A 25,561-nucleotide genomic window follows, 5' to 3' on the forward strand; every position below is an offset into this window, starting at 1 on the left:
TCACGTTGGCCTACTCCGGATCAAGCGCCCAGGTTCCGTTCTCCCAGTGCCTCAGGGTCATGATTGCGTCGAGGGCGCCGATGCCTCCTTCCTTCGCCGCAGCCTCCAACACGGCCTTGGCTTCTGCCGTCCGGTAGCGGAGCAAGAACCCAGCCGCCATGGCGCGAACATCCGTACGCGGATGCTTTAGCAGCACGGCGAGGGCGTCTCGCCCAGTATCTCCCTGCGCGCGTAGCGCCTGAAGCGCGGCAGTGTACTGCCTGGCGTGCTTGTTCCCTGTCCTGGCATCTCCTCGATGAATGGCATCCGTCTGGGCCGCGACGTTCCGCGCGAATTGATCGACCAGTTCTTCCAGCGTCATCACCAGACCCTCTTCTTCACGTTCTCGATGGCCAACAGCCCGAACTCGCGTTGGACCTCGTAGGACTGTGTGCTCAACCACTGCCTCACGGTCTGTGTATACGACTGCGTGACCGAATGGCGAATCGACGAAAAGAACGCGCTGACGTCGCTATGTAGGGCCTTGTCCAGCGGGATGATGTTCTCGGTGTTGTGGAGGGCCTGGGGGCCGAAGCGATTCACGTTGCCCGGAGTCTGCTCGACGATGTGGTGCCACTGCTTGTTCTGGCCCGCCGGGCCCATGGCCTTCTTGAAGCCACTGAACGAGCCCCAGGCCCTGTAGCCCGAGGGACGCGCCTTGGCGGAGGCGCCGCTACTCGTGCCGCTGGCCGCCATGGCCACAGCGCCGGGCGCGAGGGCGATGGTGACGGTCTCGGCACTCACGGCCACCGTTCCCACTTCCGCGACCGCCGCGAGCCTGATGCCCACCTGTGCTTCGGCCTGCACCGCCGCCTGCGCGGCGCCGGGGAGCTTTGGCACCTTCGCCCCCAGCCCCGCCGCCGTGTTCCCAATGGCGGCCGTGGCCAACATGGCGAACGCGCGCGCCGCGTTGCGGCCCATGACCTTTCCGTAGCGCCCCCCCGCCTCGCGTAGCTCGTCAAACGTGGTGGCCTGTTCCGCTTCCTCCATCAACCGCTTGAAGCCCACGATGAGGCTCCAGAACGTATCGACCCCTACGTAGGCAATGAGCGAAGCGGTCATCACGGCGGCCACGCCCTTCGAGAAAGGCTCGGGCACCGCGAGCAAGATGCAGTACGTGGTCCACGTCCAAAGAGCCGCCGACATCATGGCCTGGGGGTCGGCCATGTCCTTGAATGCGTCCATCATCTCGTCCAACACGACGCCCTGGGCCAGGGCCATGGCCAGGGCGTAACGGCCATCCCCGGTGACAGTGGGGCTCTCCATCAGGAGGCGCAGGCAATCGCCGGACTTGTTCGTGCGCTCGCACCAACGCAGGTAGGCGCGCGTCAACTCCACCTCTGCCTCGGGTTGTTCGCCCTCCAGGTGTTCGCCTGGTCCCAGCGGGATGACGCGGTGGCCGCGTGGCTCGTACAGGTACGAGCCGCTGCGTGCATCCACCTCGAACAACCGCCGGGCCGTTTCCTGGGGACGAGTGGAAGGCCGCACGCTCCGGGCCAGCGCTTCTACGGCTTCAACGAAGTCGCCTTCGTCCAGTTCCACCGGCGCGGCATCGCCGCTGCGTAGAGCGAGGACGATGGGTTCGCCGTGGCCCGTGTGAAGGCGCACAGACTTCGTGGTGCCGCTGCATCCGGCCAGACTCACGAGCAGTAGGGGAATCGACCATCGTGGCAGCATGCGGAGCCCTCCTGGCGCCCGTGGACGGCTCGCCACTCAGCGATACATGAGCGCCATGCTGTCCATGCGCGCGCCCTGGCCGGGCGTGAACTCGAACATGCAGGCGTCGTCCGTGTAGCCCATGTAGTTGTGCACGGGGTCCAGGCCCGGGTCCGCGGGGCACGTGTCCAGTCCGTCCGTGCACGCGGTGGACGAGCCCGCGGACCTCGGCGTGTCCGCCACGCCGTCATCCACCGAGCAGCCCTGCACCGTGTGATTGAGGCCCAGCCAGTGCCCCACCTCGTGCACCGTGCTGTCGCCCTGGTTGTACGGCGCCGCCGTGCCACCCGGCAGCGTCGAGTTCAGCATCACCACGCCATCAATCACCGGGCTGGAGGCATAGCTCCACGGGAAGGTCGCCCAGCCGAGCAGCCCGCCGCCAGGGCTCGCGAGGTACAGGTTGAGCGACTCCTTTCCACCCCGGCGCAGCGCCGACTTCGCCGTCCGCTCCGCCGAGCTCCCCGGCGACATCACGTACCACGTGGCATTCGTCGTCCGCGTGGTGGTCACCAGGTCGAAGTAGAACGGCGTGGCGCTGTACGCACTGTTGAGCACCGCGAGCTGCGCGCTGATGACCGAGTCCGGCACGTCTCCATTCGCCGTGCCCGTCCCCTTGCGGATGACGTGCACGTACGTAGGCACGCGCACCGAGCCCGGCAGCCGCATCTCGCGCACCGCGTGCGCCGCCAGCTCCGTCTCCACTCGCGCCAGCTCCGTCACGTCCGCGTCACCGGTGCCGCACCGCGCCTCCTCCACCACGGCGGAGGCCGGCTCCTCCACCTCCAGCGTCCCGCCACATCCCACCGCCAGCAGGCCTCCCACGGCGAGCCACAGCGTGCTGCTCCGCTTCTGCATCCGCATGTCTCCTCCTGTGTGCGCAACTCCAGTCACATACCAGCGAGAACCGTACTTCCTGCCAGCGGAGGAAAACGAGGCGCGGCGCGCCAGGGCCGTGTCATTTCATTTTGGGTGCGCGATGACCCGGTGCCACGCGCGTAGACTGGGGGCGCTGCTTCCACGGAAAGGCCCCTCCCGCTTGAACCGCTCGCTCATTGCCGCCGGCTGTGCGCTCGTCCTGGGTTGTGCGTCCACGCAGAAGCCCGCGGTCGCGTCGCAGGCGGAGGCCTCCCCGCCGACGCGCGCCACGCCAGCGGAGACCGCGCCAGAGCACCCGCGCTTCCTCTCGCCCGCGGAAATCGCCAGGCGCCTGGAGGAGTCGTCGGTGTCCTACCGCGTGGAGGGAAAGGACTCGCCGCCGGGAGGCTGGGCGGACGCGCTGTGGCCGCAGCGCGTGGAGGAGGTGCAGTTCCCCCGCGTGGTGGCGAAGGACGGCGAGCGCGTCATCCGCGAGTGGCCGGAGAACCCGCAGGCGCGCAAGCTGCTCGACGAGTCCGAGCCCCTCTTCCAGGCGAAGAAGTACGCGGAGGCGGGGAAGCTCTACGCGCGCGCCACCGAGGTGTGCCCGGACTGCTACATGGCCTGGAACTTCCGCGGCGACGCGGCCTACTTCTCGGACGACGCGGCCACCGCGCTCGGGTACTACCGCAAGGCCGTCGAGCTCAATCCGAACGACCACCGCTCGTGGTTCTTCCTGGGCAATGCGCTCGGGAAGCTGGGGCGCTTCGATGAGGCGCTCGACGCGTGGGCACAGTGCCTGACGCTCAACCCTCGCTACTCCGTCATCCGCCAGTTCTTCCGCAACAACTCGCACCTGGGGCTCATCGTCCGCGAGGACGCCATCGTCCCGCGCGGCTACGCGGAGCGCTCGGGCGAGGGCGTCACCATCCAGTTCGACCCGAACCATGACCTCGGCTGGTTCGCCTTCGCCAACTGCAAGGCGTTATGGATTGGCGAGCCCTCGCACCGGAAGGAGATGACCGGCACCACCGAGGAGCACTTCAACTCCATCGAGGAGCTGGAGTGCCTCGGCGCCGCGCTCGTCGTGCACGAGGACCAGAAGCAGCAGGGGAAGACGGACACGTCGGACCCCTCGCTGGACCGGCTGTATGACATTGCACAAGACGGCATGCTGCTGGAGGCGGTGCTTTTCGAGGTGGGCTCCCGCGTGCACCCGCAAATCGTGCTCACGTTGGATGATGCCGCGCGCCAGCGTTTGAAGGCCTACGTGCGCAAGCACGTCCTGGTGTCGATGAGCGGCATCGACCTGTGAGGGACTACCGGGGCGGCTTGCGCTTCACCTCACTCCAGGAGTCCTCCAGGTCCTTCGCCGTGCCGGTGGAGAAGGCGCCTGGCAGGACATGGCTTGAGGCAAGACTGAAATCCACAATATCTTGGTTTTCATGGGCACCCAGAACACGGAAGCCGAGCTGGCTCGAGCCCTCGAGCAGATCAGCGTCCGGGGCAACCTCGTCGATGCCGAGCGCATCCGCGAGCTCGCGGAGCGCTTCGGATCCGCGGCTGCTCCGTTTCTTCTCCTTGCCATTCGAGACGGGTCTCCCGCGGTTGTTGCCGCGGCCATTCAGGCGCTCGCGCGAGTCGCCCCGGAGACGGTGGAAGAGAGTGCTCTCGCCATTCTCGCGATGCCCGACCAGGACTCCGATGCCCGCGCTGCAGCCGCCGAAGCCCTGTCTCAGGTTCATGGCGAGTCGGCACTCACCGCCCTGCTTCAAGCCACCGTGGACAGTCCCCTCGTCTCGAGCGCCGCGCTTCGTGCCCTTCACGAGCACCGCGGCACTGCCGCGACGGTTCGGATTCGCGAGCGGTTGCGGTCGCTGCTCGAAGACCTGGCGCGCTCGCAAGTGGAACCGGTGACCGACGAGGACCGACAACTCCGGGCGCGCCGTCGCAGGGCCGTCACAGGGAGCGCTGGCAGCAGCGGCCTGTTGCAGCTCCTCGTGCAGCGTGCGTATCCAGAAATGGAGGCAGACCTGCTCTCCTGGTTGAGAACGCATCCTGATGTCGATGTGAAGGCCGCGGCGGCGAGCGAGCTCTTGCGGGGCTCCAGCAACAACGCCTACGCGGTACTGGCCGAAGGGCTCCCTGGTGCGAACGATGGGCATCCCATGAGGCCGCGGGGAGAGCTTGATAACGGACCAGTACGTCATTCCCTGGCCCACGCTGCGTACGTTGTGCTTCTCGGCGCACCTCCGTCCGACGCGTTCAATCGACTTTCGCCGTTCTTCGACGTTGGAAACCTGGGGGACTGGTTCGGCACCAAGCGCGCCGAAATCATTCTTCTGCTCCTGCTCGGCCAGGTGGGGTGGAGCCCCACTTCCTGGCTGGCGGGCTACGCTAATAAGCTGTATCGCCGAGGTGTTCCGCCCGACACAAGATGGCAGGAAATCGGCTCCCGATTGCATGGCGGCCCTCAGCTACTGCAGGACCTTGCCGCCGAGCTACGCGCAAGGCTCTAACTGGAGTCCTGGGGTTTCAGAAAGAAGTCTTGAGTCAGTTGGCCTCATGAAGGACTTGCCGTCGGGTCCGCCGTTGCGTTCAAGCGCTCCGTCCGGGCGCTCCCTATTTTGGGAGGTATGAACAATCACCTCCCGGCAGCGTCGCCCCTCCAACTGCTCGTCACTCACAACGCGTGGGCCAACCGACAGCTCTTCGCCGCCCTTCGCGCGGTCGATTCCTTCGAGTCGCAGACGGGCTCGGACTTGATCAGGCGGGCCCTCGATCACATCCATGTCGTCAGATGCGTCTTCCAGGCCCACCTGCAGGGCGTTTCGCACGGCTACACGTCTACACAGAGGGCGGTCTTTCCCTCACTCGAGGAGCTTGACCGTGAATCCGAGGCCATCGACCGCTGGTATGTGGATACCGCGGCGTCGCTCTCACCGGAGGAGCTCGCACGGCCTCGCGATGTGCGCTTCACCGACGGGAAGGTCGTGACGATGACCGCCGCCACGATGCTCCTCCACGTGGTCACCCACACCATCCATCATCGTGGAAACGTGGACGTCATCATGATTCAAGCCGGGATGCCGCGCCGGAGGGACGGCTTCCCCGAGTTCATCGTCAGTCGAGCGTCCGCCACGTGACCGAGCTCAGCCCCTGCGTTGGCGTCATGCCGAACTGCTCCCGGAAGACGCGGCTCAGGTGGGCGCTGTCCGCGAACCCGGCGGAGACCGCGGCGGTACTCAGGCTCGCTCCTTTCTCCACCTCGGCGATGGCGCGGCGCAGGCGCTTCCACCGCAGATACGCGCGCATCGGGAGCCCGACGTCCCGCGCGAAGGCATGACGCATCTGCCGGGGCGAGAGCCCGGCCTCGTGTGAAAGGCTCGCGAGGTCGACGGGGTCGGAGCCGTCGAGATACGCGCACATCCGGCGTGCCGCCGGGTGTCGCGGCCTCGGTGGCTGATGCAGGTCGAGGGCGGAGAGAATCGAGTCGATGAGAGCGCGTGCCTGCTCCGGCGTCGGATGGAGAGGCACCTCCACCTCGAGCGTGTCGCGCTTCCACGTTTCGCACCGAGGCTCGGCGTTACGAGAGAGTGCTCGGCTCGCCAGGTCGTCTCCGTCGAGGAACAGAAGGGCGCCATGTGTGCACGCACCGTGTCCATGGAGTTGGTGTGGGGGAATGACGGCCGTGCAGGCGCGAATGCGGCCGTCGGCACCGTCCTCGATGTCCAGCCCCCGCGGCGCGATGACGATCTGGGCCGCATGGTGCGCGTGCCGCCTCGTGGCAACGAGAGGGCCCACGTAGAGCATCCGCGTCCCCGACGCGAACACCGTACCGTCCAACCGTGCCGACCTGCTCACCTGGCTCCCTCCATCCGCTTTCCATTCTCTTCTACAAGCGCTACCAACGTAACTCATGATGCACACGCTCTATCGACCCAGGCCACCGCTCGATCGGCTCGTGGAATCCCTATGGGTCTCCGACAGCTACGTCGCGCAGGCACCGCGACAGCGTGTGCTGCCAATCGGTGCGCAGGCGCTCATCGTCCCTCTCGTCGAGAGTCCGGTTCGCATCTACGCCGGCGAGAGCACGAGCGGGTTCGCCGACATCTCCGGCGCAATCGTGTGCGGTGCACGGAGCAGCCCGCTGATCATCGGCACCTCTCTGGGCCCCATTGTCGGCGTCAAATTCAGGCCTGGCGGCGCCCTTCCTTTCTTCGATGTCCCCGCCGATGCACTCGCGGAGCAGATCCTCTCGCTGGAGGCGCTGTGGGGCACCGCGGGCCGCTCGCTGCGTGAGCGGCTCATGGACGCGCCCTCGCCGGCCGAGCGCGTGCACCTCCTGGAAACAGCGCTTCTCCAAAGCGCACGCCGTTCGTTCGAGCAGAGCCCCGCGCTTCGCGAGTCCCTCAGCGCGTTCGAGGAGCCTGACCTTTCGTCGGTCGCGGAGGTCAATCGCCGCACGGGGCTCTCGCCGAAGCGCCTCCTGGCGCTCTTTCGTGAGCAGGTCGGCTTGAGCCCGAAGGCCTACTGGCGTGTCCGGCGGTTCCGAGCGGCACTGCACGACCTGGAGCGCGGCGCCTTGCGTGGCGCCGACCTGGCCAGCGAGCACGGCTACTTCGACCAGGCGCACTTCATCCGCGAGTTCCACGCTCTCGCCGGGTCGAGCCCGCGCGAGTACCTCGCGGCACGAATCGCGGACACCGACCACGTCCTGGTCCACGGGTAAAAAGATCCAATACGCGGGAGCTCTCCTGGCGTCTGCTTGGGGCATGAGCTCAAGCAATCACGCCACTGAGAGAGCGGAGAACCGCCCGCTCGCGGGTCTCGGAGCGCTCCTCGCGCTGCAGGGGCCGCTCGTCGCCAGCGCGGCCCTCACGTCCACGTTGGCCGCCGCGCTGGCCCTTCTGCCGTTCTTCGTCGTCGCTCGTATGGCGACCGCCATCTACGCGGCGCCGCCCGATCTCGACGCCGTTCGCTCGCTGGCCCTCGTCGCGGTCGGAGCGCTGGCCATTCGCTACGTTCTCGTCGCCGCCGCGAACATGCTTGCCCATGTCGCCGCGTTCCGCATCCTGCACGCGCTCCGCCTCGGCCTCGCGAAGAAGCTCGGCGCGGTCCCGCTCTCGTTCTTCAGTCATCGCGGCGCTGGGGAGCTGAAGAAGACGCTGATGGACGACGTGAACCAGATTGAAGGGTTCGTCGCCCATCACTTCCCGGACGCGGTGGCCTCGTTCGTCGTCCCGATTGCGACGGGTACGGCGCTCTTCTGGATCGACTGGCGCATGGCGCTCGCCAGCCTGGTGATGGCGCCGCTCGCCGTGATGGCGATGGCCATCGCCATGCGCGACGTCGGCAAGGCCCACCAGCAGTGGAACGAGATTCAGGGCCGGATGAATACGTCTCTGCTCGAATACTTCCGGGGCATCCACGTCATCAAGACCTTCGGCCTGACGGCGCAGCGCTTCGGTGACCTCTCGCGCTCGATAGAGGATGGCCTGACGTGGATGGAGGGGTTCATGCGCACCAACGGCCGGGGCTTCGGCGCGTTCGGCGCGCTCATCGGCTCGAGCCTCGTCGTCCTCGTCCCCATCGGCGGTTGGCTCTACACCCGCGGCACGCTGTCCCTCGAGGCGCTGGTGCTCTTCCTCGTGCTCGGGCCGCAGCTCCTCATGTCGATGATGCGGCTCATGTTCGCGTGGGGCAACGTCGACCGCATCAAGGCGAGCAACGCGCGTATCCAGGCCATCCTCACCACGCCGGACCTGGAGAGCGCCGGGAGCGTTGCTCGGCCCGCGCACCATGGCCTCGCGTTCCGCGGCGTCGGCTTTCGCTACGACGCTGATGGGCGCGAAGTCCTCCACGACGTGTCCTTCGAAGCGCCATCCGGCAAGGTCACGGCGCTGGTGGGGCCGTCGGGCGCCGGCAAGACGACCCTCGTGCGGCTGGTGCCGAGGCTGTGGGAGGTGACGAGCGGCGCCGTCGAGCTCGGCGGCGTCGACGTGCGAGCGCTCCAGCTCGACGGGTTGCTCTCGCACATCTCGATGGTGTTCCAGGACGTGTTCCTCTTCCACGGGACGGTCCGCGAGAACCTTCGCCTCGCTCGACCGGACGCCACCGACGAGCAGGTCGAAGCTGTCTGCCGTGCCGCGCGCGCGCACGACTTCATCCAGGCGTTGCCCCGCGGGTACGACACGCTCCTGGGAGAGCGCGGCGCGCGGCTCTCCGGCGGGGAGAAGCAGCGCCTGTCGATTGCCCGCGCGCTGCTCAAGGACGCGCCCGTATTGCTTCTCGACGAGGCGACGGCGTTCGCCGACCCCGAGAACGAGGCGCGCATCCAAGAAGCGCTGTCGGAGCTGTGCGCGGGGCGAACGGTGCTGGTGGTCGCGCATCGCCTCTCGACCATCGCCACCGCTGACCACATCGTCGTGCTGGACGGCGGCCGCGTGGAGGACCAGGGGACGCACGCGGAGCTGCTCGCGCGCTGCGCCCTCTACCAACGTTTGTGGAAGAGCCATACCGAGGCGCTCGACTGGTCCCTCGGCGAACCCGGCCCTTCGTCCATCGCACAGGAGGTGGCGTGATGCTGCAAGAGGTCTTCCTGCTCGGTGAGCGGCTCGCCGGCAAAAAGGATGCGCGCCTTCGCCGAGGCCTGCTCTTCGCCTTCGCCGAGGCCGTCGCCATCGCAGCGCCCTACGCCCTGGTCCTCTTCTTCATCCGAGAGGCGCTCGGGCACCGGCTGTCCCCGGCGCTGACGGGCCAGGTCACGGTGGGCATCGTCACCGCCGTGCTGCTGCGCCTCGTGTTTTCGCGGGGCGCGCTGTCGAACATCTTCGTGGCGGCCCATGCCCTCATGGGGCAGGCGCGCATCCGCACCGCGGACCACCTGCGCCGCCTGCCGATGGGTTTCTTCACGCAGCGCCGGAGCGGCGAGCTCACGGGCGTGCTGACCACGGACGTCGCGCTCGTCGAAGACCTGTGGTCGCACACCATCGGTGTCTTCGCGTCGAGCTTCGCGCTGCCCATGTTGGTCGGCCTCGGCCTGTGCTTCCTCGATTTGCGCCTCGGCCTCGTGGTGCTGGCCGCGCTGCCGGCGGCGCTCCTGGTGATGGCAAGAATCACCCCGATCTTCGTACGGGAAGTGGATGCGGTACTCGAAGCCACCACCGACGTCAGTGCGCGCGTGGTCGAGTACGTGCAGGGCATCGCCGTGCTCCGCACGTTCGGCCGGCATGGTGAAATCTACCAGCGGCTCGTCAGGGCCATGGAGCGCCTGCGCGACGCCCTCACTCGCGCCGACGTCCTGCCCTCGCCGCTGCTTGCCGTGTTCGGCTTCGTCATCGAGGTGAGCTTCGTCGCGGTGGCCTACGTAGGAAGCTCGCTGGCCCTGGTCGGCTCGATTGAGCCGGGGGGGCTGCTCGTCTTCCTCGTCGTCACCGTCGGCATGGTGCGGCAGGTCGCGGACATCGGTGTGGCGCTGCTCCTGTTGCGCGCCTCGCAGCGGGCGCTCGGTCGTGTCAATCGGCTGCTCGCCGAGGAGCCGCTCGTGGAGCCGCCCACGCCGACCGCGCAGGTCCAGCGGTTCGACGTGCAGGTCGACGCCGTGTCGTTCGCCTACGAAGACCAGACCGTACTCGACGGCGTCTCGGTGACGTTCCCCGAGCGCTCGCTCACCGCGCTCGTCGGCGCTTCGGGGGCCGGGAAGTCGACGTTGGTCCACCTGGTCGCGCGGCTGTGGGACATCCCGCGCGGCAAGGGCGCCATCCGCATCGGCGGCGTCGACGTCCGCGACGTGCCGTTCGAGGAGCTGCACCGGCACATCGCGATGGTGTTCCAGGACGTCGTCCTCTTCTCGGGGACCGTCCTGGAGAACCTCCGTGTCGGGCGTCCCGACGCCTCACGCGAGGAGGTCGAGCAGGCGGCGAAGGCGGCGCGCGCGCATGACTTCATCGCGGCGTTGCCGGACGGCTACGACACCGTGCTCGGCGAAGGAGGCGGAACGCTCTCGGGCGGAGAGCGCCAGCGTCTCTCCATCGCACGCGCCATTCTCAAGGACGCGCCCATCGTGCTCCTCGACGAAGCGACAGCTTCCGTCGACGCGTCGGCCGAAGCGGAGATACAGCGCGCGATTGACGCGCTGGTCAGGACGAAGACCGTCGTGGTGATCGCGCATCGACTGCGCACCGTGCGACGCGCGCAGCAGATTGTCGTGCTCGACAAGGGGCGCGTCGCGGAGTCAGGCAACCACGACGGGCTGCTCGCCCGGGAGGGTGTATACGCCGCACTCTGGCGAGAGCAGGAGCGGGCGAAGGGCTGGCACCTCGGCGGGACCGCGCGGGTCGCGGGCTGAATCCAATGTCAGGAGGCGTCACCTCTCGCCGGACGCGAGCCCGGCGAGAGGACGGCACGGACGTCTGTCGCTGGTGTTCGGCCACAAGGTGCTGGTCTTCAACGCCGCTTCGAGCGCGGCAGACCAGGGAAGGCCTGGAGTCCGGCCCTCATTACCTTAAGGGTACTGGGAGGACGATGAAACCAGAGCTCCAGGCGTATGCGCTGGGCGAGCGGCTCCATGCAGGGCACCGGGCGACCGTCCACCACGCCGTGCGTAGCACCGATGGACGCGCGATCCTCCTCAAGGTTCTCGAGCCCGAGCACAGCCGCCCGGAGGACCTCGAGCGGCTGCGGAAGGAATGCGAGGTGGGGCGTGCGCTCTCGGGCCTGGCCGTCGTCGAGCCGCTCGCCCTCTCGACGTTCGAGGGGCGGCCGGCGCTCGAGCTCGAGGACTTCCCAGGCGTTCCGCTCGAGAAGCTCGTGGGCGCGCCGATGCCCGTCGGGGACTTCCTTCGCCTGGCGGTGCGTCTGGCCGGGATTGTCGCTGACATCCACGAGCGAAACGTCATCCACAAGGAGCTCAAGCCGGGAAACATCCTCTTCGACCCCGGGAGTGGCGAGCTCAAGGTCTGGAACTTCAGCATCGCCGTGCGCAGCCCACGGGCGCAGCCCCCACCTCGCGCCGCGCGGCTCGTCGAGGGGGCGCTCCCCTACATGTCGCCGGAGCAGACGGGCTGGATGAACCGCTCCGTCGACAGCCGCTCCGACCTCTACGCCCTCGGCGTCACCTTCTATGAGCTGCTCACGGGGCGCCTTCCCTTCGATGCCCGCGACCCCCTGGAATGGGTGCACTGCCACGTTGCCCGCACTCCGCCCGCGCCTTCCTCGCAGGTTCCCCGCCTCGCGGGCGTCCTCTCGGACATCGTCCTCAAGCTCCTGGCCAAGCTGGCGGAGGAGCGGTACCAGACCGCGCGCGGGCTCCAGCACGACCTCGAGCGCTGTCTGTCGGACTGGCAGGCGAAAGGCAGGCTCGTGCCCTTCAACCTGGGAACGCACGATGTTTCGGACCGCTTCGAGCTACCCCAGCAGCTCTACGGCCGCGAGGCCGAGCTCACCGAGCTCCTTCATGCCTTCGGGCGCGTCGTCGAGCAGGGGACCCCGGAGCTCGTACTGGTGTCTGGGTACTCTGGCATCGGCAAGTCTTCGCTGGTCCGTGAGCTGCACAGGCCCATCGTGCAGGAGCGCGGGTTCTTCATCTCCGGCAAGTTCGACCAGTACCGGCGTGACGTGCCGTACTCCACCTTCGCCCAGGCGTTCGCCGAGCTGATCGATCAAATCCTCACCGAAAGCGAAGCGAGCGTGGCCGCCTGGAGGGAGCTGCTGCGGCAGGCGCTCGGCGCGAGCGGGCAGCTCATCATCGACATCATTCCTCACGTGGAGCTCATCCTCGGCCCGCAGCCCGCGCTTCCTTCCCTCCCTCCGCTCGAAGCGCAGAACCGCTTCCACTGGGTGTTCCGCCAGTTCATCAGCGTCTTCGCGCGCAAGGAGCACCCTCTCGCCCTGTTCCTCGACGACCTCCAGTGGCTCGACTCCGGGAGCTTGAAGCTCCTCGAGGACCTCGTCCTCCACCCGCAGACCCGCTACCTCCTCCTGCTGGGCGCGTACCGCGACAACGAGGTGGGCCCCTCCCACCCCCTCGCGCTCACGCTCGACACCATCCGGAAGTCCGACGTGCCCGTGCATGAGCTCGTCCTCGCCCCCCTCACCGTCGAGCATCTGGGACAGTTCATCGCGGATGCCCTGCGCTGTCCCCCCGGCTCCGCCGCGCCCCTGGCCCGCCTCGTCCACGAGAAGACCGCCGGCAATCCCTTCTTCGCCATCCAGTTCCTCACCACGCTCCACGAGGAGGGCCTGCTGGAGTTCGACCGCGGTGCCTCCCGGTGGCGCTGGGACGTGGCGAAGATCCACGCCAAGGGCTTCACCGACAACGTCGTCGAGCTCATGGTGCGCAAGCTCAAGCGCCTCCCATCCGCCACACAGGAGGTGTTGAAGCTCGCCGCGTGCGTCGGAAACACCACGAACCTGCACACCCTGGCCGTCATCTCCAACCAGTCGGGCGAGCAGGCCGCGAGCTCGCTCGCGGACGCGGTCCGGGAAGGGCTGATGCTTCAGCAGGGTGACGTCTACACCTTCCTGCACGACCGGGTCCAACAGGGGGCCTATGTGCTCATCGAGGACGAGAGGAAGAAGGGCGTCCATCTCAGGATAGGACGTCTGCTGCTGGCGAGCCTGGACGCACGCAGCATCGAGGAGCGCATCTTCGAAGTCGTCAGCCAGCTCAACCACGGCCTCGTCCTCATCACCGACCCGGCGGAGAGAGGCGAGCTTGCGAGGCTCAACTTCCTCGCTGGAAGGAGGGCGAAGGCGTCCATCGCCTATGCCTCCGCGAGGAGCTTCCTCTCCGTCGCGGCGGCCCTCCTGCCCGAGGACGCCTTGGAGTCCCGCTACGACTTCGCGTTTCCACTCTTCCTCGAGCGCGCGGAGTGCGAGTACCTGGGCGGCGCGTTCGAGCAGGCCGAAGCCCTGTTCGACCTCCTCCTCGCGGGTGCGAAGACCGACCTCGACAAGGCCTCGGTGTACGAGCTCCGCCTGAAGCTCTTCCACGTCGCGGGCAGATATGACGATGCGGTGGCGATGGGCCTCAAGGCCCTTCAGCTCTTCGGTGTGGACATCCCCGAGGACGACGCGGTGCTGGGCGAGGCGACCCGCGCCGAGGCGGAGGCCATCCCGGTCAGCCTGGGCGGACGCCGCATCGCGGACCTCGCGGATGCCGCCGAGGCCAGAGACCCGCGTATCAGGGCCATCATCGGTCTGCTCTCGAACGTGGCCCCCGCGGCCTACATCGGCAGCAGGCCCCAGGTCTTCCCGCTCGTCATCCTGAAGCTCGTCAATCACTCCCTCCGGTTCGGCCACACGCGCGAGTCCTGCATGGGGTACAGCTGCTACGGCCTGATGCTCATCTCCCTCTACGGTGACCCTCGTGCCGCACACGAGTTCTCGGAGATGTCCATCAGGCTCAACCAGAAGCTCGGCGACATCAGCCGGCGGGGCACGGTCATGCACCTCCACGGCAACCACATCAATTTCTGGAGCCATCACATCGCGACGGACTTTCCCATCCTGGAGCGGGGATTCCTCGCGTGCCTGGATGCGGGCGACCTGGTCTTCGCGAACGCCATCGCATTCCAGATTGTCTGGCAGGCCATCGAGCGGGGCGATGCCATCGATGATGTCATCAGGTTCTCGCGGAGCTACGCGGCCTTCGCCCGGGACTCCCGCAACGAGCCCATCCACCAGACCATCCGGCTGGAGCAGCAGTTCCTCGCGTGCCTGAAGGGACAGACCCGCGGGAGCACCTCCTTCGACGACGAAGCGTTCCAGGAGGCCCCGAGCCTCGCGAAGATCGCCGAGGCGTCCTTCGGGTGCGGCATCGCCTTCTTCCACACGATGAAGCTCATCACGGCGTATCTCGCCGGAGACGACGCCGAGGCGCTCCATCACGCGGACGAAGCGAAGAAGACGCTCAGCGCCGTGATGGCCATGCCCATGGAGGCGACCTTCTATTACTTCCACGCCCTCCTGCTCGCCCGCATCCACCCGCGGAGGACGGAAGCAGAGCAGCGGGAGATTGCGAGGACACTCGAGGGCTACAGCAAGAAGCTCGCCCTCTGGGCCCAGAGCTGCCCGGAGAACTTCCTCACGAAGCACGCCCTCGTGTCCGCGGAGATGGCCCGAATCACGGGAGACGAGCTCCAGGCCGAGCGGCGCTACGAGGAGGCCATCCGGGCGGCGCGGGCCAACGGCTTCGTCCACTGGGAGGGCGTGGCCAACGAGCTTGCCGCGGCGTTCTACCGGGAGCGACGCTTCGAGACCGTCACCGCCGCCTATCTTCGGGAAGCTCGAGACTGTTACGTCCGGTGGGGCGCGGAAGCGAAGGTGAGGCAGCTTGCCCAGCGCCACGCGCACCTTCACGAGCCAGCTCCGCTCGGCCCCGCGGCCGTCTTCGCGGCCCGGCCCGAGCAGTTCGACCTGCTCTCGGTGGTCAAGGCCTCGCAGACCATCTCCGGGGAGATGGTCCGCGAGAAGCTCTTGCGCACGCTCTTGCAGGTCGTCCTCGAGCAGGGTGGGGCGCGACGGGCCCTCCTGGTCCTGTCCCGCGAGGGCGAGCTCGAGGTCGCGGCCGAGTCCTCCGTGGGCGAGGAGGGGGCGCCGGGCAGGTTGTTCAGCCCGGCCTCGCAAGCGCTGGGGGCACGCGCCCCGGCGTCCATCCTGCAGTACGCGCAGCGGACCCGGGAGCACGTGCTGCTTGCCGACGCGGCCGCCGACGCGGAGCGGTTCTCGGGGGACCCGTACTTCGCGCGGGCGCGCCCGCGGTCCGTCCTCTGCCTCCCCATTCGCAGGCAGGCGGAGCTCGTCGCCTTCCTCTACCTCGAGAACGACCTCGTCCCCGGAAGCTTCACGCCCGAGCGGTTGCTGGCGCTGGAGCTGCTCGCGGCCCAGGCGGCCATCTCGCTGGAGAACGCGCTCCTCCTCGAGCGCGAGCATGCCGGCCGCGTGGAGGCCGAGACGGCCGGGCGGCGCGCGCTCCTGCTCGGAGAGGCGACCGCGCTCATCTCCTCGTCGCTCGACTACGAGGGCGTGTTCGACGCGCTGACCCGCCTGTGCGCGCGCTCGTTCGCCGACTGGGCGTTCATCGACCTCAACGAGGGGGGCACGGTGAGGCGCCTGGCGGGCGCACACCGCGACCCGCAGAAGGAGCCGCTCCTGCGTGAGCTTTCGGAGCGGTACCCCGCGAGCATCGGCACGGCCACGCCGGTGGCGAGCGTGCTCCAGAGCGGGGCCCTCGTCCACCTGCCGGCCCTCTCCGACGAGCAGATCCGGGCCTACACGCGCGACGAGCACCATGCCGCGCTCGTCCACCAACTGGGTACGCGGAGCGTGCTCATCGTTCCGCTGGTCGCGCGAGACACGCCGCTCGGGGCCTTGACGTTCGTGGCGGCCTCTCCGCACTGGTTCGGGACGGCCGACGTGGAGCTGGCGGTGGAGCTGGGCCGCCGCGCGGCGCTGGCCATCGACAACGCGCGCCTCCTCGCCGAGACGCAGCGGGCACTGCGCTTGCGGGAGGAGTTCCTCACCGTGGCCTCGCACGAGCTCCGCACGCCGGTGACCTCGCTCAGGCTTTCGGTGGAGGGACTGCTCCGCGCGGCCGCGTCCGGAAGGGCCGTCTCGCCGGAGACGCTGAACCGTAGCCTCAACCGGGTGCTGAGCAAGACCGACAGGCTCGAGCAGCTCACCGGGGAAATCCTCGACGTGACGCGCATCGAGCAGGGACGGTTGGTGCTGGAGCTCGGCGAGGTCGAGCTCGGTGCGCTGGTGCGCACCGTGGTGGAGCGCCTCGAGCCCGAGCTGACCGCGGCCTGTTGCAGGGTGTCCTTCACGTGCGAGGCGCCGGTGGTGGGGCAGTGGGACGCCGCGCGGCTCGCGCAGGTCGTGACCCACCTGCTCCACAACGCCCTCAAGTTCGGGCCGGGCAAGCCCATCGAGGTCTTCGTCGGCAAGGAGGAGGGGAGCGCGCGGCTCGTGGTCAGGGACCACGGAATCGGTATCGCCCCGGTACAGCAAGGCCGCCTCTTCGAGCGCTTCGAGCGCGGCGTGTCCAAGAACTATGGCGGGATGGGGCTCGGCCTGTATCTCAGCCGCAGGATTGCGGAGTCGCACGGCGGTTCCATCCAGGTCCAGAGCGTGCCCGGCGCCGGCGCCACGTTCACCGTCACGCTTCCGTGCGTCGGGCGGTGAGCAGAAGGCCGCGTTCGAGGTGCTCGCGCCGACCTGCTCCGGCCGGGTGCACGAGCAGGGCTCCGGAGCAGATGGCTATGGACCGCCGTCTCGCTCCGCGGGGCCCGAGGTGGCAGGGCGTTCCCGCTTCATGACAGGGAAGTAGCACGCGCCCTTGTATTCAAAGCTGCCCTCCTCATCATCACAGTCCTTCAGGTCCACGGGCAGCTTCCTCCAACAGCCGCCGTTGATTGCGACCTGCACCTTGCTGGGACAGCGGCCGTTGCCGTCCGGGCGCCGCTGACCTGGGAAGGGTTTCGATGGCAGGTCTACCGCGATGGGTTGCCACACGGAGAGGGCTCGTTCGGGCTCCACCCGCGCCGTCAGCGCGGTGTCCCCGAGGGCCACGGTGCCGCCATCCGCTGACTCTTCCTGCTCCGCGAAGTGGGGCGTCTCGGGCTCCTCGGAGCGACTCACACTCAGCAACCCCGCGGCGCTCAGCGCCAATGCGCCTCCGATGCCCGCGGCCGCGAGCCCGGGCCATCTGCGCGGGCGGGGAGGAGGCCGCACCATGACGCGCCGGGGGAGGGGAAAGAGGCCCGCGGGCTGCGGCTCGTTTCCAGTGAAGAGAGGCACATCCGCCCCGCGTCCCGCGCTGCGCGTTGCCTGCTCCAGTGCTTCCGCCACCTCCCGCGCGCTTCCTCGCGCCTCGGGTTGGGGCGAGAGCATTTTGGACACCAGCGCGCTCAGCTCCTGAATGCAGCGGGGGTTGCAGACTCTCGCCGTCCAGTGCGCGAGCTCCTCGGGACGCCAGAGCCGGGCATCCTCATCCTCCGGGTGCGTCGCCGGCGGGTACTGCCCGGTGACGAGTCGATAGGCGGTGACACCCAGGGCGAAGACGTCATCCGCGGGCCCCGGGGGATAGGGGACAGCGGGAGGCTTGCCGGAGCGGGGGATGTGGCGCCATGCCTCGGGTGCGCGGTAGGCCGGAGTGCCAGGAGGAAAGGCCTGCCAGGTCAGCGTGGCGGCCCCCAGGTGGTGTCCGGCGCCGAAGTCCACGAGGAAGGGCAAACCGTCGGCCCGCCGGACGCGGACGTTGTCCCCCTTCACATCACGGTGGAGGCCTCCGGCCGAATGGGTGGCGTCCAGGGCTCGTGCGAGCTGGGTCAGGAGCTGAAGCACCTGCCGCGAAGACGGGCGCTGGGCCCGGGCCCATTCGTAGAGCGGCACGCCCTCAATCCACTCCATGACGAGCCAGGCGTAGGACAGGCGCTCCCGGGGCTGCCATTGGCCGTGGTCCAGCAGGCGGGGGACGGCGGGGTGGCGGATGCGGGAGAGCAGCTCGGCCTCACGCGCGAAGCGCGCATCCCCTGGGTGCAGGGCCAGTTTGATGGCCACGGCCTCGGCGGCTGGCGCCTCGGCGGGGACGGCGAGGAAGACGACGCCGAAGGTTCCCCGGCCGCGCAGCTCCAGCAGACGCCACGGGCCGATGAGCGCCCCGGGGAGCAGGCTTGCCGGATTGAAGACGTAAGACTCCATGAGCTACCTCGTGAGGCGGTCCGCACCGCGCTCGGGGAGACTACTCGCGAGGTAGTTGGACTCCAACGCAATCCGGCAAGGTGGGCGAGGTGTTGGCCGCAGCCCCATGCATCCCAAGCACTCCTGACATCTGGCCCCATCGTGGGAACCGGAGGGTGGTCAGCGGAAGCTGACTCCCACGGAGCTGACCACGTCGTTCCAGGGGCCGCCCGTGACGTTGCCGACGTTGCTCACGGACTGGGACGTGCTGAAGCACCGGCCGGTCTGGTCGATGTGCTCACAGAAGGTCCCCACGTACGGGCCGATGATGTCGATGGAGGACAGGATGTCGTTGAAGCCGAGGTCGCCGAGCCGGCCCACGCTCGAGGTGAGGCGCACCACGTTGCCCTCGAAGTTCGCGTGCTCGTAGAGGTACACGCCATCCTGCGCGGAGTAGCCCTGGACAGCGTAGGTGTAGTCGCCCAGCGTGAGCTTGGCGGCCTTTCCATAATCCGCATACGCCCAGTTGCTGAGCCCGCCAGGTGCCTGTTTCACCACGACAGACCAGGACTGGAAGGGATAGCGCGCCTTCACGCGGTTGAAGAGCTGGGTGGCCCGGTCCGCCGTGTTCCCCGACAGGCTGCCCAACTGCCCATTCACATAACTCTCCAGGGCGCTCTTGCTGACCGCGCTCGTCACCGTGCGCGAGGTGAAGGCGATATGGGTATAGCCATCCATGGCGTCGGACTGGAGGAAGGTCCCGTCGTAGTGCATCCATGCGCCCCAGGACTGCTTCAGGGCCATGATGTGCCAGTTCCGTCCAGGCGCGGTGTTGTGGATGAAGTCGCTGATTCCATACCAGCGGTCCTCGGCATCGCCCCCGAGGGTGTAGGAGATGTTCCTGAAGATGGTGGAGAGGTCGGCGGGAAGGCTGCTCGAGGCGGGCAGCATCCGGTAGTTGAGGGCCAGGATGGCATCGATGAGCCCCGCGCCCGGGAAGTCCATCATCAGGATTCCCGCGCGCTGGACATGGGCGCCCACCAGGTAGTCGATGGCGAAGTCATTGACACCGCGGGTCGCGCCCACGCCACCTGCCACCACGTTGGGGAAGGCCCCCACTGACGAGCCGCTCAGGAAATTCACATACAGCGTGGAGGGGGCGCCCGTGTTCGTTGCATCCAGGTGGGCGCGGACCTTGTTCCACTTGTCGTCGATGTCGAAGATGGTGGACACCGTCCAGTCATCCTGGAGGGCCAGCGACGACCAGGGGATGCCGTAGGTCCCGCCACTGAAGTCGTCGAGGATGACAATCTTCCCGCGCACTTCGCCCAGGGTGGGCACGAAGTTGCCTCGCCAGATGTATGGATTGAAGGCGGGCTGGTTCCGGTACCACTCGAAGGTCTGGGCGAAGGTGCGGGTGACGTTCTCCTCCGTGTGCTCCTTCTTCACGCGCATCACGAGCGTCTCGCGAGGGTTCGCGTTCAGGAACTGGACGGCGGTGTTCAACACATCCGTGAAGTTGACGTTCAGGTAGACGACGCCGTGATGGATGGTGAAGGCGTCGTCGATGTGGCGGCAGCGGATGTCGAGCGCCCGGATGCCCGCGTCGAGCTGGGCCCGCAGGTTCAGGGACTGGGTCTGCGTCAGGTCTCCACCGGCGTTCGTGAACGCCATGGTGTCATGCGTTCCGGGCAGGGACATGGACGCGAGGCTCGTCGAGTCGGGGAACGCGTTCATCCAGTTGGGGTGACTCGTCTCGATGCTGCCCGAGTGGTTGTAGTAGCGCCCACCCGCGGAGGCGGGCAGGGCCAGGGTGAGCAGACCGAGAACGAGGAACATCGCCGCGCCTCGTGGGCGCACGGTGGGGCGTGGGGAGGGAGTCATGGGACTTCGGTTTTACTTGGAATCCATGTTTGTCTGAAAGAGGTCTTGCTGCCTGGCACCAGGTGCTTCGCGCCAGCAGGCGGGCAGGCGCCCGGCACCGGGCCTGACTACCGCAACGTGCAACACTCCCCATGGCGTTCTGCCCGTCCACGGAGTGTCATGCGCGGGCTGGTAGAGTGTGCGCGCTACGGCGGCATGCGCTTCGCATTCGACGCCTCCCGAGCAGGTGAGGTCCGCATGTCACGCCACATCGCACTCGTACTCATCGCGGTCGGACTGACGCTCGTGGTGATTCCCTTCGCGCTGGTCCGCTTCTTCGGAGTGACGGCGTCCTCGGAGCGGGGCGCGGGCCTGGGAGCGCTGCCCCTGGACTTCGTCCGGGGTGATGCCGAGCTGCCGCGGCACCTCGAATATGTGCGGCTCGACAGCCGCGCCCTCGACGGAAATCTGCTGGGCGATTCACGGACGCGGGAGTTGGGCGTGCTGCTTCCGCCGTCGTACTTCAGCGCCCCCGAGCGCAGGTTTCCGGTGGTGTACCTCCTCCATGGTCTGGGGCAGCGGAAGAACGGGCACCTGGGCGCCTTGGGTGTGCAGCGCGCCGCGTTTCGCCAGATGGAGGAGGGCGCGTTGCCCGAGCTCATCCTCGTCGCGGTGGATGGGACGACCTCGCTGGGCGGGAGCTACTACGCGCGCTCGCCGACGATTGGTGACTTCGAGACCTACGTCGTGCGTGAAATCGTGGGTGCGGTGGATGCGCGGTACCGGACTCGCGCCGATGCGACCTGGCGCGCGATTGCCGGCTTCTCGATGGGCGGGCACGGCGCCATCAAGCTGGCCATGAAGTACCCGGGCGTGTTCTCCATCGTCGGTACCTTGAGCGCGAGCCCGCTGGCCATCGACCAGCGCAAGGCGCTGTACCGGAGCGCACTGGCGCAGAAGCCCGTGGCGCGCGACGCCGAGGAGCTCGCGGCGCTGTACCCGTTCGATGGGGCCTGGACGGTGGCGTCCATCTACGCCAAGGCCGCTGCATATTCTTCCGACCGGTCGCGGCCCCCGCTCTTCCTCGCGCTGCCGTTCGAGAGCGGACGCGACGACGACCCGGTGTGGCGGCGCTGGCTGGAAGAGGACCCGCTCACACTGCTGCGAAAGCACCACGCCGCGTTGGGCGCACTCGACACGCTGTACATGGACCGGGGCAGCGAGGAGACCTTCCTCGGCGCCGAGGCGTTCGACCGCGCGCTCGAGGCCCATGGGATTCCCTTCCGGCACCACGTGTTCGAAGGCGGCCACGCGGATGACTTCCAGGAGCGGCACCTGCGCATGTTGCGGTTCCTGGCGATGCGCTGGGCTCCCGGCGCGTAGCGCGGCCTTGGACGCCCGCACCTCGTGTGGTTCAGTGCCGGAGAATGCCTCCACCCCTGACAACGGACCGATTCACCCTGCAGCGGATAGCGCCAGAGGACCGGCCTTTCATTTTCGAAGGCCTGAGCCATCCGCAGGTGATTCCTTTCTACGGGGTCCGGTTCGATTCACTCGAAGCCACCCAAGCCCAGATGGATTTCTTTGAAGCCCTGGAGCGGGATGGAACCGGGCAGTGGTGGAAGATCGTCAGCAGGCAGAGTCAGGAAGCCCTGGGGGCGATCGGGTACAATCACTATCAATCTCAGCATCGGAAGGCCGAGATTGGCTATTGGCTGCTCCCCCGGTTCTGGAAGCAAGGCGTCATCACGGAAGCGATGCCCGCTCTGCTTCGTTACATGCAACGGGGAATAGGCATTCACCGCATCGAAGCGCTGGTGGAGGAAGGGAACACTGCCAGCAATCGGCTCCTGGAGCGCATGGGATTCCGCCATGAGGGCACCCTGCGTGACTGTGAAATCAAAGACAGCCGCTACATCAGCCTTCGGGTCTACAGCCTGCTTTCGACGGATGGAGCCGGCCCGGAACTCTAGCAGGCTGGGGCCTTTGGCCCCCCATGTGAAGGACGTGGCCGATTCCGCTGGCGAGAGTTCGTGCTCGGGACGACAGCCAGAGTGAGCGGGACATTTCGTATCCCCCACCAGAGACCTGGTACGAGGCTCTGGGAGCGCGTTCATGTGGTGGGCGGTAGACGTCGAGCGAAGGTTTGGCCCGCACCGGGACATCCCACGGAGTGACATCGATTCTCGCGTGCCTCCAGAGGGTGGCGGCAGTGCGCCTCCCGCTGCCCCTCACTCCAGGCTCCGCGACCTCGGAGCGGGGCTGGCCTTTCCCGTCGGGCTCTTCTGCTTCAGCCGGCTGGCGCTGTTCCTGCTCGCGCGGGTGTCGCTCTTGTTCGATGACAGGCTGCACCGCGCGCCCTTCAAGCAGGAGGGGCTCGCGAGGCTGGACGCGTTCTGCCGCTGGGACTGTGGCTGGTACTCGGACATTGCCCAGAATGGCTATGCACGTCCCCTGGCCCCCAACTTCTTTCCGCTCCTGCCGTTGCTGGGGCGGCTCGTACACGAGGCCACGGGACTGCGCGTCGAGGTCTCCGTGGTGCTGGTGGCCAATCTCGCCGGGTTGCTGGGGCTCATCGTCCTGTACCGCCTCTTCCGCTCGCTGGAGGGCGAGGACACGGCCCGCGTCTCGCTCCTGCTCTTCACGGCCTATCCGTTCGCCTTCTTCCAGTCTGCGGGCTATCCCGAATCCGCCATGGTGTTGTTCACCGCGCTCGCGGTGTTGCTGAGCCAGCGAGGTCGGCACTGGCTGGCGGCGCTCGCGCTGGGGTTCGGTGGACTGGCGCGCCATCTGTCGCTGGTGGCGGGATTGTCCCTGCTGTTCCAGCAGCTTCGCTCACGCGGCGGTGGGCTCCGGGCCTGGTTTCATCGCGACCTGCTCGCGCTGGCGTTGCCGCTGCTGATGACGTCGCTCTACTTCGTCTTCCTCTGGCGCACGCTCGGAGATCCACAGTTGTGGTGGAAGGTTCGCGACGGGGGATGGGCGGGGGCCTGGGCGGGACTGGTGACCTGGTGGACCGGCAACTGGGGACCCGAGGTGGGGATGTACGTGGTGACGTCGTTCATCCCGGGAGCGGGAGCCCTGCTGCTCGCGCGCCACCGTCGCTGGTGGCCGCTGGCCGTGTTCGGCATCCCGTTGATGCTCGTGTTGTGGACGGTGGGGCTGGTGGGGCTGGGCCGCTACAGCGCGGCGGTCTGGCCCGCGTTCCTGCCCCTGGGCGCATGGCTGGCGCGGCACCACGCGCTGCGAGGCCCCGTGGTGCTCGGCTGCGCGCTCTTCCAGGGCATGCTCGTCTTTCTCTTCGTGCACTCCTATCCCATCAACTAGCCCGGCTCAGTCACACCGGGCACGGCCATCGGCCTGGAGCCGGAGCATGACTTGCGGGTTCCCGAGATGTCGGTGTTCTTGCCTCAATGTGAGCGAGCAACTGCGCTTCACTCCTTTTGTCATGGGTGTGACGCCCCAACAACGCTGGCTGCAATTGGCGCCGTTGCAATCAGCTCCGCCCTTCCCGGGGCATCAAAATAATATTCAAACAAGGATTAATTGAAAATCATGTAATAAATGAATAGCATGAGGAATGTCTTCACGCGTGTCGGGTGGTTTCGTCGTGGGGTGTCTGATGCTGGCATGTCAGAGCAGCCCCACCGTGGGAGGGCCCTCGGCGGAGTCGGCTCGCGGCGCCACGTCTGAAGGAGCGGATGCGGGCGCGGCCCCCGGGTGCCTGCCGGAGGGCGCGGGATGGACTCCGTATGGTGAACCCTCCAGTCAGGGCGAGGCATCGTGGCCCGGCTGTTGCCCGGGGTTGGTGAAGCTGGAGCTCTACGACGAACACCTGCTCGCGGAGGGCAAGTGCATTCCCTCCAAGGGAGGGCGCCTGGTCTGCACCCGCTGCGGGAACGGGCGCTGCGAGGCCGGAGAGAGTCGATGCAACTGCCCCGCTGACTGCCCCTGAGCCAGCAGCCCGGGTCAATTCCTGTTTGCAACGCCGTTGTCCCCACCATGGAGTAGACATGCAAGCCAGACGGAATGTTTTGTCTGTCGTATCGTTGCTGGGATTCGGGCTGTCCGGCTGCGGCACTGTCGAGGGCGCTGCGGAGGAGGCCGTGCCTACGAGCGACCTCGTGCAGCGGGTCTCTGACCCGACAGAGCTCGCCCGGATGCAGCAGCACCTCGACTCGCTGTACGACGCGAAGGACGTCCGTCACCACTTCCAGTCCCTGCAGGGAGACGACATCGACTGCGTGGACCTCTACCGCCAGCCGGCGCTGCGGCAGCCGGGCATGGAGAATCACGTCGTCCAGTTCGCCCCGAGCACCTTCCCCAAGGAACTGGACGAGGCCCCCAAGGCCTCCGCGGACGCGTCGCAGCCGGCCCAGGCCGAGCTGGCCTTCTCGATGGACGCCACGGGCGCGGTGCAGCGCTGCCCCCAGGGCACCATCCCCATCCTCCGGTTGACCCTGGACACGCTGAAGCGCTTCAAGAGCCTGGAGGACTTCCGCAGCAAGGTTCCCAGCCATCTCGCGGGTGACCCGAGCATCGCGGGCTCGACGGCCTCCCACCAGTACGCCGCCTACCGGCAGACCGTGGACAACATGGGCGCGGAGAGCGCGCTGAACCTCTGGAACCCCGCGGTCGAGCTGGCCAGCGAGTTCAGCCTCTCGCAAATCTGGGTCGCGCGCGGCAGCGGCGCCGACACCGAGACGGTGGAGACGGGCTGGCAGAACTACCGGAACCTGTACGGAGACAACAACTCCCGGCTCTTCATCTACTTCACGCCGGACAACTACGGCTCCGGTGGCTGCTACAACCTGAGCTGCGGGGCTTTCGTCCAGACGGACAGCTCCATCACCATCGGCGGCGCCTTCTCCGCGTACAGCGTCTCCGGCGGCGCCCAGCAGGAGGTAAAGCTCTTCTGGTTCAAGGACGGGACGGCCGGCAACTGGTGGCTGCGCTTCGGGACCACGTGGGTCGGCTACTATCCGCGCACCAAATTCGACGCGAACGGCATCGCCGACAAGGCCGGCCGCGTGACTTTCGGCGGGGAAATCATCAACAGCAACGCCGGGCGGCACACGACGACGGACATGGGCAGCGGCGCCTTCTCCGCGCAGGGCTGGCAGCGCGCCGCCTACCAGCGGCAGATTCAGTACGTGGACACCGGCAACGTCTATCGCTCTCCCGCCAGCCTGTTCGCCATCACCACCGACGCCAACTGCTATGACAGCAGCGCGGTGGGCAACGACACGTCGGCGGGTGGCTGGGGCCGGTACTTCTACTTCGGCGGGACTGGCTACAACACCAACTGCACCTAGCGAGACGTCTCAGCGCCTGGCGGAGTGTGGCTCTGGGACGCGGCATTCTCCGCCGCGTCCCGCACACTTTGGACGGCATCGACCTGTGA

At 67.6% G+C, this 25,561-nt stretch carries 17 protein-coding genes; 11 read left to right on the forward strand and 6 right to left on the reverse strand.

Going from position 1 to position 25,561, the window contains the following annotated elements:
- Positions 1-10: 10 nt before the first annotated feature.
- Genes ACVTJA_RS17890 through ACVTJA_RS17900 form a run of 3 tightly spaced genes read right to left on the reverse strand, consistent with a single transcriptional unit; the run spans position 11 to position 2,616 of the window.
- The gene (locus ACVTJA_RS17890; protein WP_465837643.1) at positions 11-361 is read right to left on the reverse strand and encodes a DUF2019 domain-containing protein; all 351 of its coding nucleotides are present in this window, start codon (positions 359-361) and stop codon (positions 11-13) included.
- Positions 361-1,716, reverse strand: coding sequence for a SitA5 family polymorphic toxin (sitA5, locus tag ACVTJA_RS17895; protein ID WP_465837645.1), 1,356 nt, complete (start codon positions 1,714-1,716; stop codon positions 361-363). The genes ACVTJA_RS17890 and sitA5 overlap by 1 nt, the downstream gene beginning before the upstream one ends.
- Before the next feature lie 36 nt (positions 1,717-1,752).
- Positions 1,753-2,616 carry a zinc metalloprotease gene (locus ACVTJA_RS17900; RefSeq protein ID WP_465837647.1) on the reverse strand — a complete coding sequence of 288 codons (864 nt, stop codon included), beginning with the start codon at positions 2,614-2,616 and terminating at the stop codon, positions 1,753-1,755.
- Between the two features lie 175 nt (positions 2,617-2,791).
- On the opposite strand from ACVTJA_RS17900, the gene ACVTJA_RS17905 reads away from it, so the two are divergent.
- From ACVTJA_RS17905 to ACVTJA_RS17915, 3 genes are all read left to right on the forward strand, one after another.
- Positions 2,792-3,925 carry a tetratricopeptide repeat protein gene (locus ACVTJA_RS17905; protein WP_465837648.1) on the forward strand — a complete coding sequence of 378 codons (1,134 nt, stop codon included), beginning with the start codon at positions 2,792-2,794 and terminating at the stop codon, positions 3,923-3,925.
- 130 nt (positions 3,926-4,055) lie between these two features.
- Complete coding sequence (locus ACVTJA_RS17910) at positions 4,056-5,129, forward strand: HEAT repeat domain-containing protein (protein WP_465837650.1); 1,074 nt, start codon at positions 4,056-4,058, stop codon at positions 5,127-5,129.
- Between the two features lie 117 nt (positions 5,130-5,246).
- Positions 5,247-5,756, forward strand: a complete 510-nt coding sequence (locus ACVTJA_RS17915) for a DinB family protein (protein ID WP_465837652.1) — start codon at positions 5,247-5,249, stop codon at positions 5,754-5,756.
- On the opposite strand, the gene ACVTJA_RS17920 is transcribed toward ACVTJA_RS17915, so the two are convergent.
- The gene (locus ACVTJA_RS17920) at positions 5,734-6,423 is read right to left on the reverse strand and encodes a helix-turn-helix transcriptional regulator (RefSeq protein WP_465837654.1); all 690 of its coding nucleotides are present in this window, start codon (positions 6,421-6,423) and stop codon (positions 5,734-5,736) included. The two genes, ACVTJA_RS17915 and ACVTJA_RS17920, sit on opposite strands and share 23 nt — an antisense overlap.
- Before the next feature lie 106 nt (positions 6,424-6,529).
- On the opposite strand from ACVTJA_RS17920, the gene ACVTJA_RS17925 reads away from it, so the two are divergent.
- The 4 genes from ACVTJA_RS17925 (at position 6,530) to ACVTJA_RS17940 (ending at position 16,797) form a co-directional block, all read left to right on the forward strand.
- Positions 6,530-7,342, forward strand: coding sequence for a helix-turn-helix domain-containing protein (locus ACVTJA_RS17925; protein ID WP_465837655.1), 813 nt, complete (start codon positions 6,530-6,532; stop codon positions 7,340-7,342).
- Between the two features lie 43 nt (positions 7,343-7,385).
- On the forward strand, positions 7,386-9,194 hold the full coding sequence (locus tag ACVTJA_RS17930; RefSeq protein ID WP_465837657.1) for an ABC transporter ATP-binding protein: 1,809 nt from the start codon (positions 7,386-7,388) through the stop codon (positions 9,192-9,194).
- Positions 9,194-10,960 (forward strand): ABC transporter ATP-binding protein, encoded by a 1,767-nt coding sequence (locus ACVTJA_RS17935; RefSeq protein WP_465840436.1) that lies wholly within the window; start codon positions 9,194-9,196, stop codon positions 10,958-10,960. The genes ACVTJA_RS17930 and ACVTJA_RS17935 overlap by 1 nt, the downstream gene beginning before the upstream one ends.
- A gap of 176 nt (positions 10,961-11,136) precedes the next feature.
- Positions 11,137-16,797, forward strand: a complete 5,661-nt coding sequence (locus ACVTJA_RS17940) for a sensor histidine kinase (protein ID WP_465837659.1) — start codon at positions 11,137-11,139, stop codon at positions 16,795-16,797.
- Between the two features lie 75 nt (positions 16,798-16,872).
- Here the strand turns inward: ACVTJA_RS17940 and ACVTJA_RS17945 are convergent, their stop codons facing one another.
- Entirely contained in the window at positions 16,873-18,315 is a 1,443-nt protein-coding gene (locus ACVTJA_RS17945) for a serine/threonine protein kinase (RefSeq protein WP_465837661.1), read from the reverse strand.
- A 159-nt stretch (positions 18,316-18,474) separates the two neighbouring features.
- Entirely contained in the window at positions 18,475-20,133 is a 1,659-nt protein-coding gene (locus ACVTJA_RS17950) for a phosphatidylinositol-specific phospholipase C domain-containing protein (protein WP_465837663.1), read from the reverse strand.
- Between the two features lie 282 nt (positions 20,134-20,415).
- On the opposite strand from ACVTJA_RS17950, the gene ACVTJA_RS17955 reads away from it, so the two are divergent.
- The 4 genes from ACVTJA_RS17955 to ACVTJA_RS17970 all read left to right on the forward strand — a co-directional run bounded on the left by ACVTJA_RS17955 (position 20,416) and on the right by ACVTJA_RS17970 (position 25,472).
- A complete protein-coding gene (locus tag ACVTJA_RS17955) occupies positions 20,416-21,540 on the forward strand; it encodes an alpha/beta hydrolase (protein ID WP_465837664.1) in 1,125 nt (374 codons plus the stop codon).
- A gap of 44 nt (positions 21,541-21,584) precedes the next feature.
- Positions 21,585-22,130 (forward strand): GNAT family N-acetyltransferase, encoded by a 546-nt coding sequence (locus ACVTJA_RS17960; RefSeq protein WP_465837666.1) that lies wholly within the window; start codon positions 21,585-21,587, stop codon positions 22,128-22,130.
- A gap of 217 nt (positions 22,131-22,347) precedes the next feature.
- Positions 22,348-23,484, forward strand: a complete 1,137-nt coding sequence (locus tag ACVTJA_RS17965) for a mannosyltransferase family protein (RefSeq protein WP_465837668.1) — start codon at positions 22,348-22,350, stop codon at positions 23,482-23,484.
- 779 nt (positions 23,485-24,263) lie between these two features.
- Positions 24,264-25,472 (forward strand): neprosin family prolyl endopeptidase, encoded by a 1,209-nt coding sequence (locus ACVTJA_RS17970; protein WP_465837670.1) that lies wholly within the window; start codon positions 24,264-24,266, stop codon positions 25,470-25,472.
- Positions 25,473-25,561: the final 89 nt, after the last annotated feature.

The organism is Pyxidicoccus sp. M6 (assembly GCF_055568925.1).

Excerpts from the sequence above, each read along its gene's own strand:
- ACVTJA_RS17890 (WP_465837643.1), bottom strand. The coding sequence starts at position 361 with ATGACGCTGGAAGAACTGGTCGATCAATTCGCGCGGAACGTCGCGGCC.
- sitA5 (WP_465837645.1), bottom strand. The coding sequence starts at position 1,716 with ATGCTGCCACGATGGTCGATTCCCCTACTGCTCGTGAGTCTGGCCGGA.
- ACVTJA_RS17900 (WP_465837647.1), bottom strand. The coding sequence starts at position 2,616 with ATGCGGATGCAGAAGCGGAGCAGCACGCTGTGGCTCGCCGTGGGAGGC.
- ACVTJA_RS17910 (WP_465837650.1), top strand. The coding sequence starts at position 4,056 with ATGGGCACCCAGAACACGGAAGCCGAGCTGGCTCGAGCCCTCGAGCAG.
- ACVTJA_RS17915 (WP_465837652.1), top strand. The coding sequence starts at position 5,247 with ATGAACAATCACCTCCCGGCAGCGTCGCCCCTCCAACTGCTCGTCACT.
- ACVTJA_RS17920 (WP_465837654.1), bottom strand. The coding sequence starts at position 6,423 with ATGCTCTACGTGGGCCCTCTCGTTGCCACGAGGCGGCACGCGCACCAT.
- ACVTJA_RS17925 (WP_465837655.1), top strand. The coding sequence starts at position 6,530 with ATGATGCACACGCTCTATCGACCCAGGCCACCGCTCGATCGGCTCGTG.
- ACVTJA_RS17930 (WP_465837657.1), top strand. The coding sequence starts at position 7,386 with ATGAGCTCAAGCAATCACGCCACTGAGAGAGCGGAGAACCGCCCGCTC.
- ACVTJA_RS17935 (WP_465840436.1), top strand. The coding sequence starts at position 9,194 with ATGCTGCAAGAGGTCTTCCTGCTCGGTGAGCGGCTCGCCGGCAAAAAG.
- ACVTJA_RS17940 (WP_465837659.1), top strand. The coding sequence starts at position 11,137 with ATGAAACCAGAGCTCCAGGCGTATGCGCTGGGCGAGCGGCTCCATGCA.
- ACVTJA_RS17945 (WP_465837661.1), bottom strand. The coding sequence starts at position 18,315 with ATGGAGTCTTACGTCTTCAATCCGGCAAGCCTGCTCCCCGGGGCGCTC.
- ACVTJA_RS17950 (WP_465837663.1), bottom strand. The coding sequence starts at position 20,133 with ATGTTCCTCGTTCTCGGTCTGCTCACCCTGGCCCTGCCCGCCTCCGCG.
- ACVTJA_RS17955 (WP_465837664.1), top strand. The coding sequence starts at position 20,416 with ATGTCACGCCACATCGCACTCGTACTCATCGCGGTCGGACTGACGCTC.
- ACVTJA_RS17960 (WP_465837666.1), top strand. The coding sequence starts at position 21,585 with ATGCCTCCACCCCTGACAACGGACCGATTCACCCTGCAGCGGATAGCG.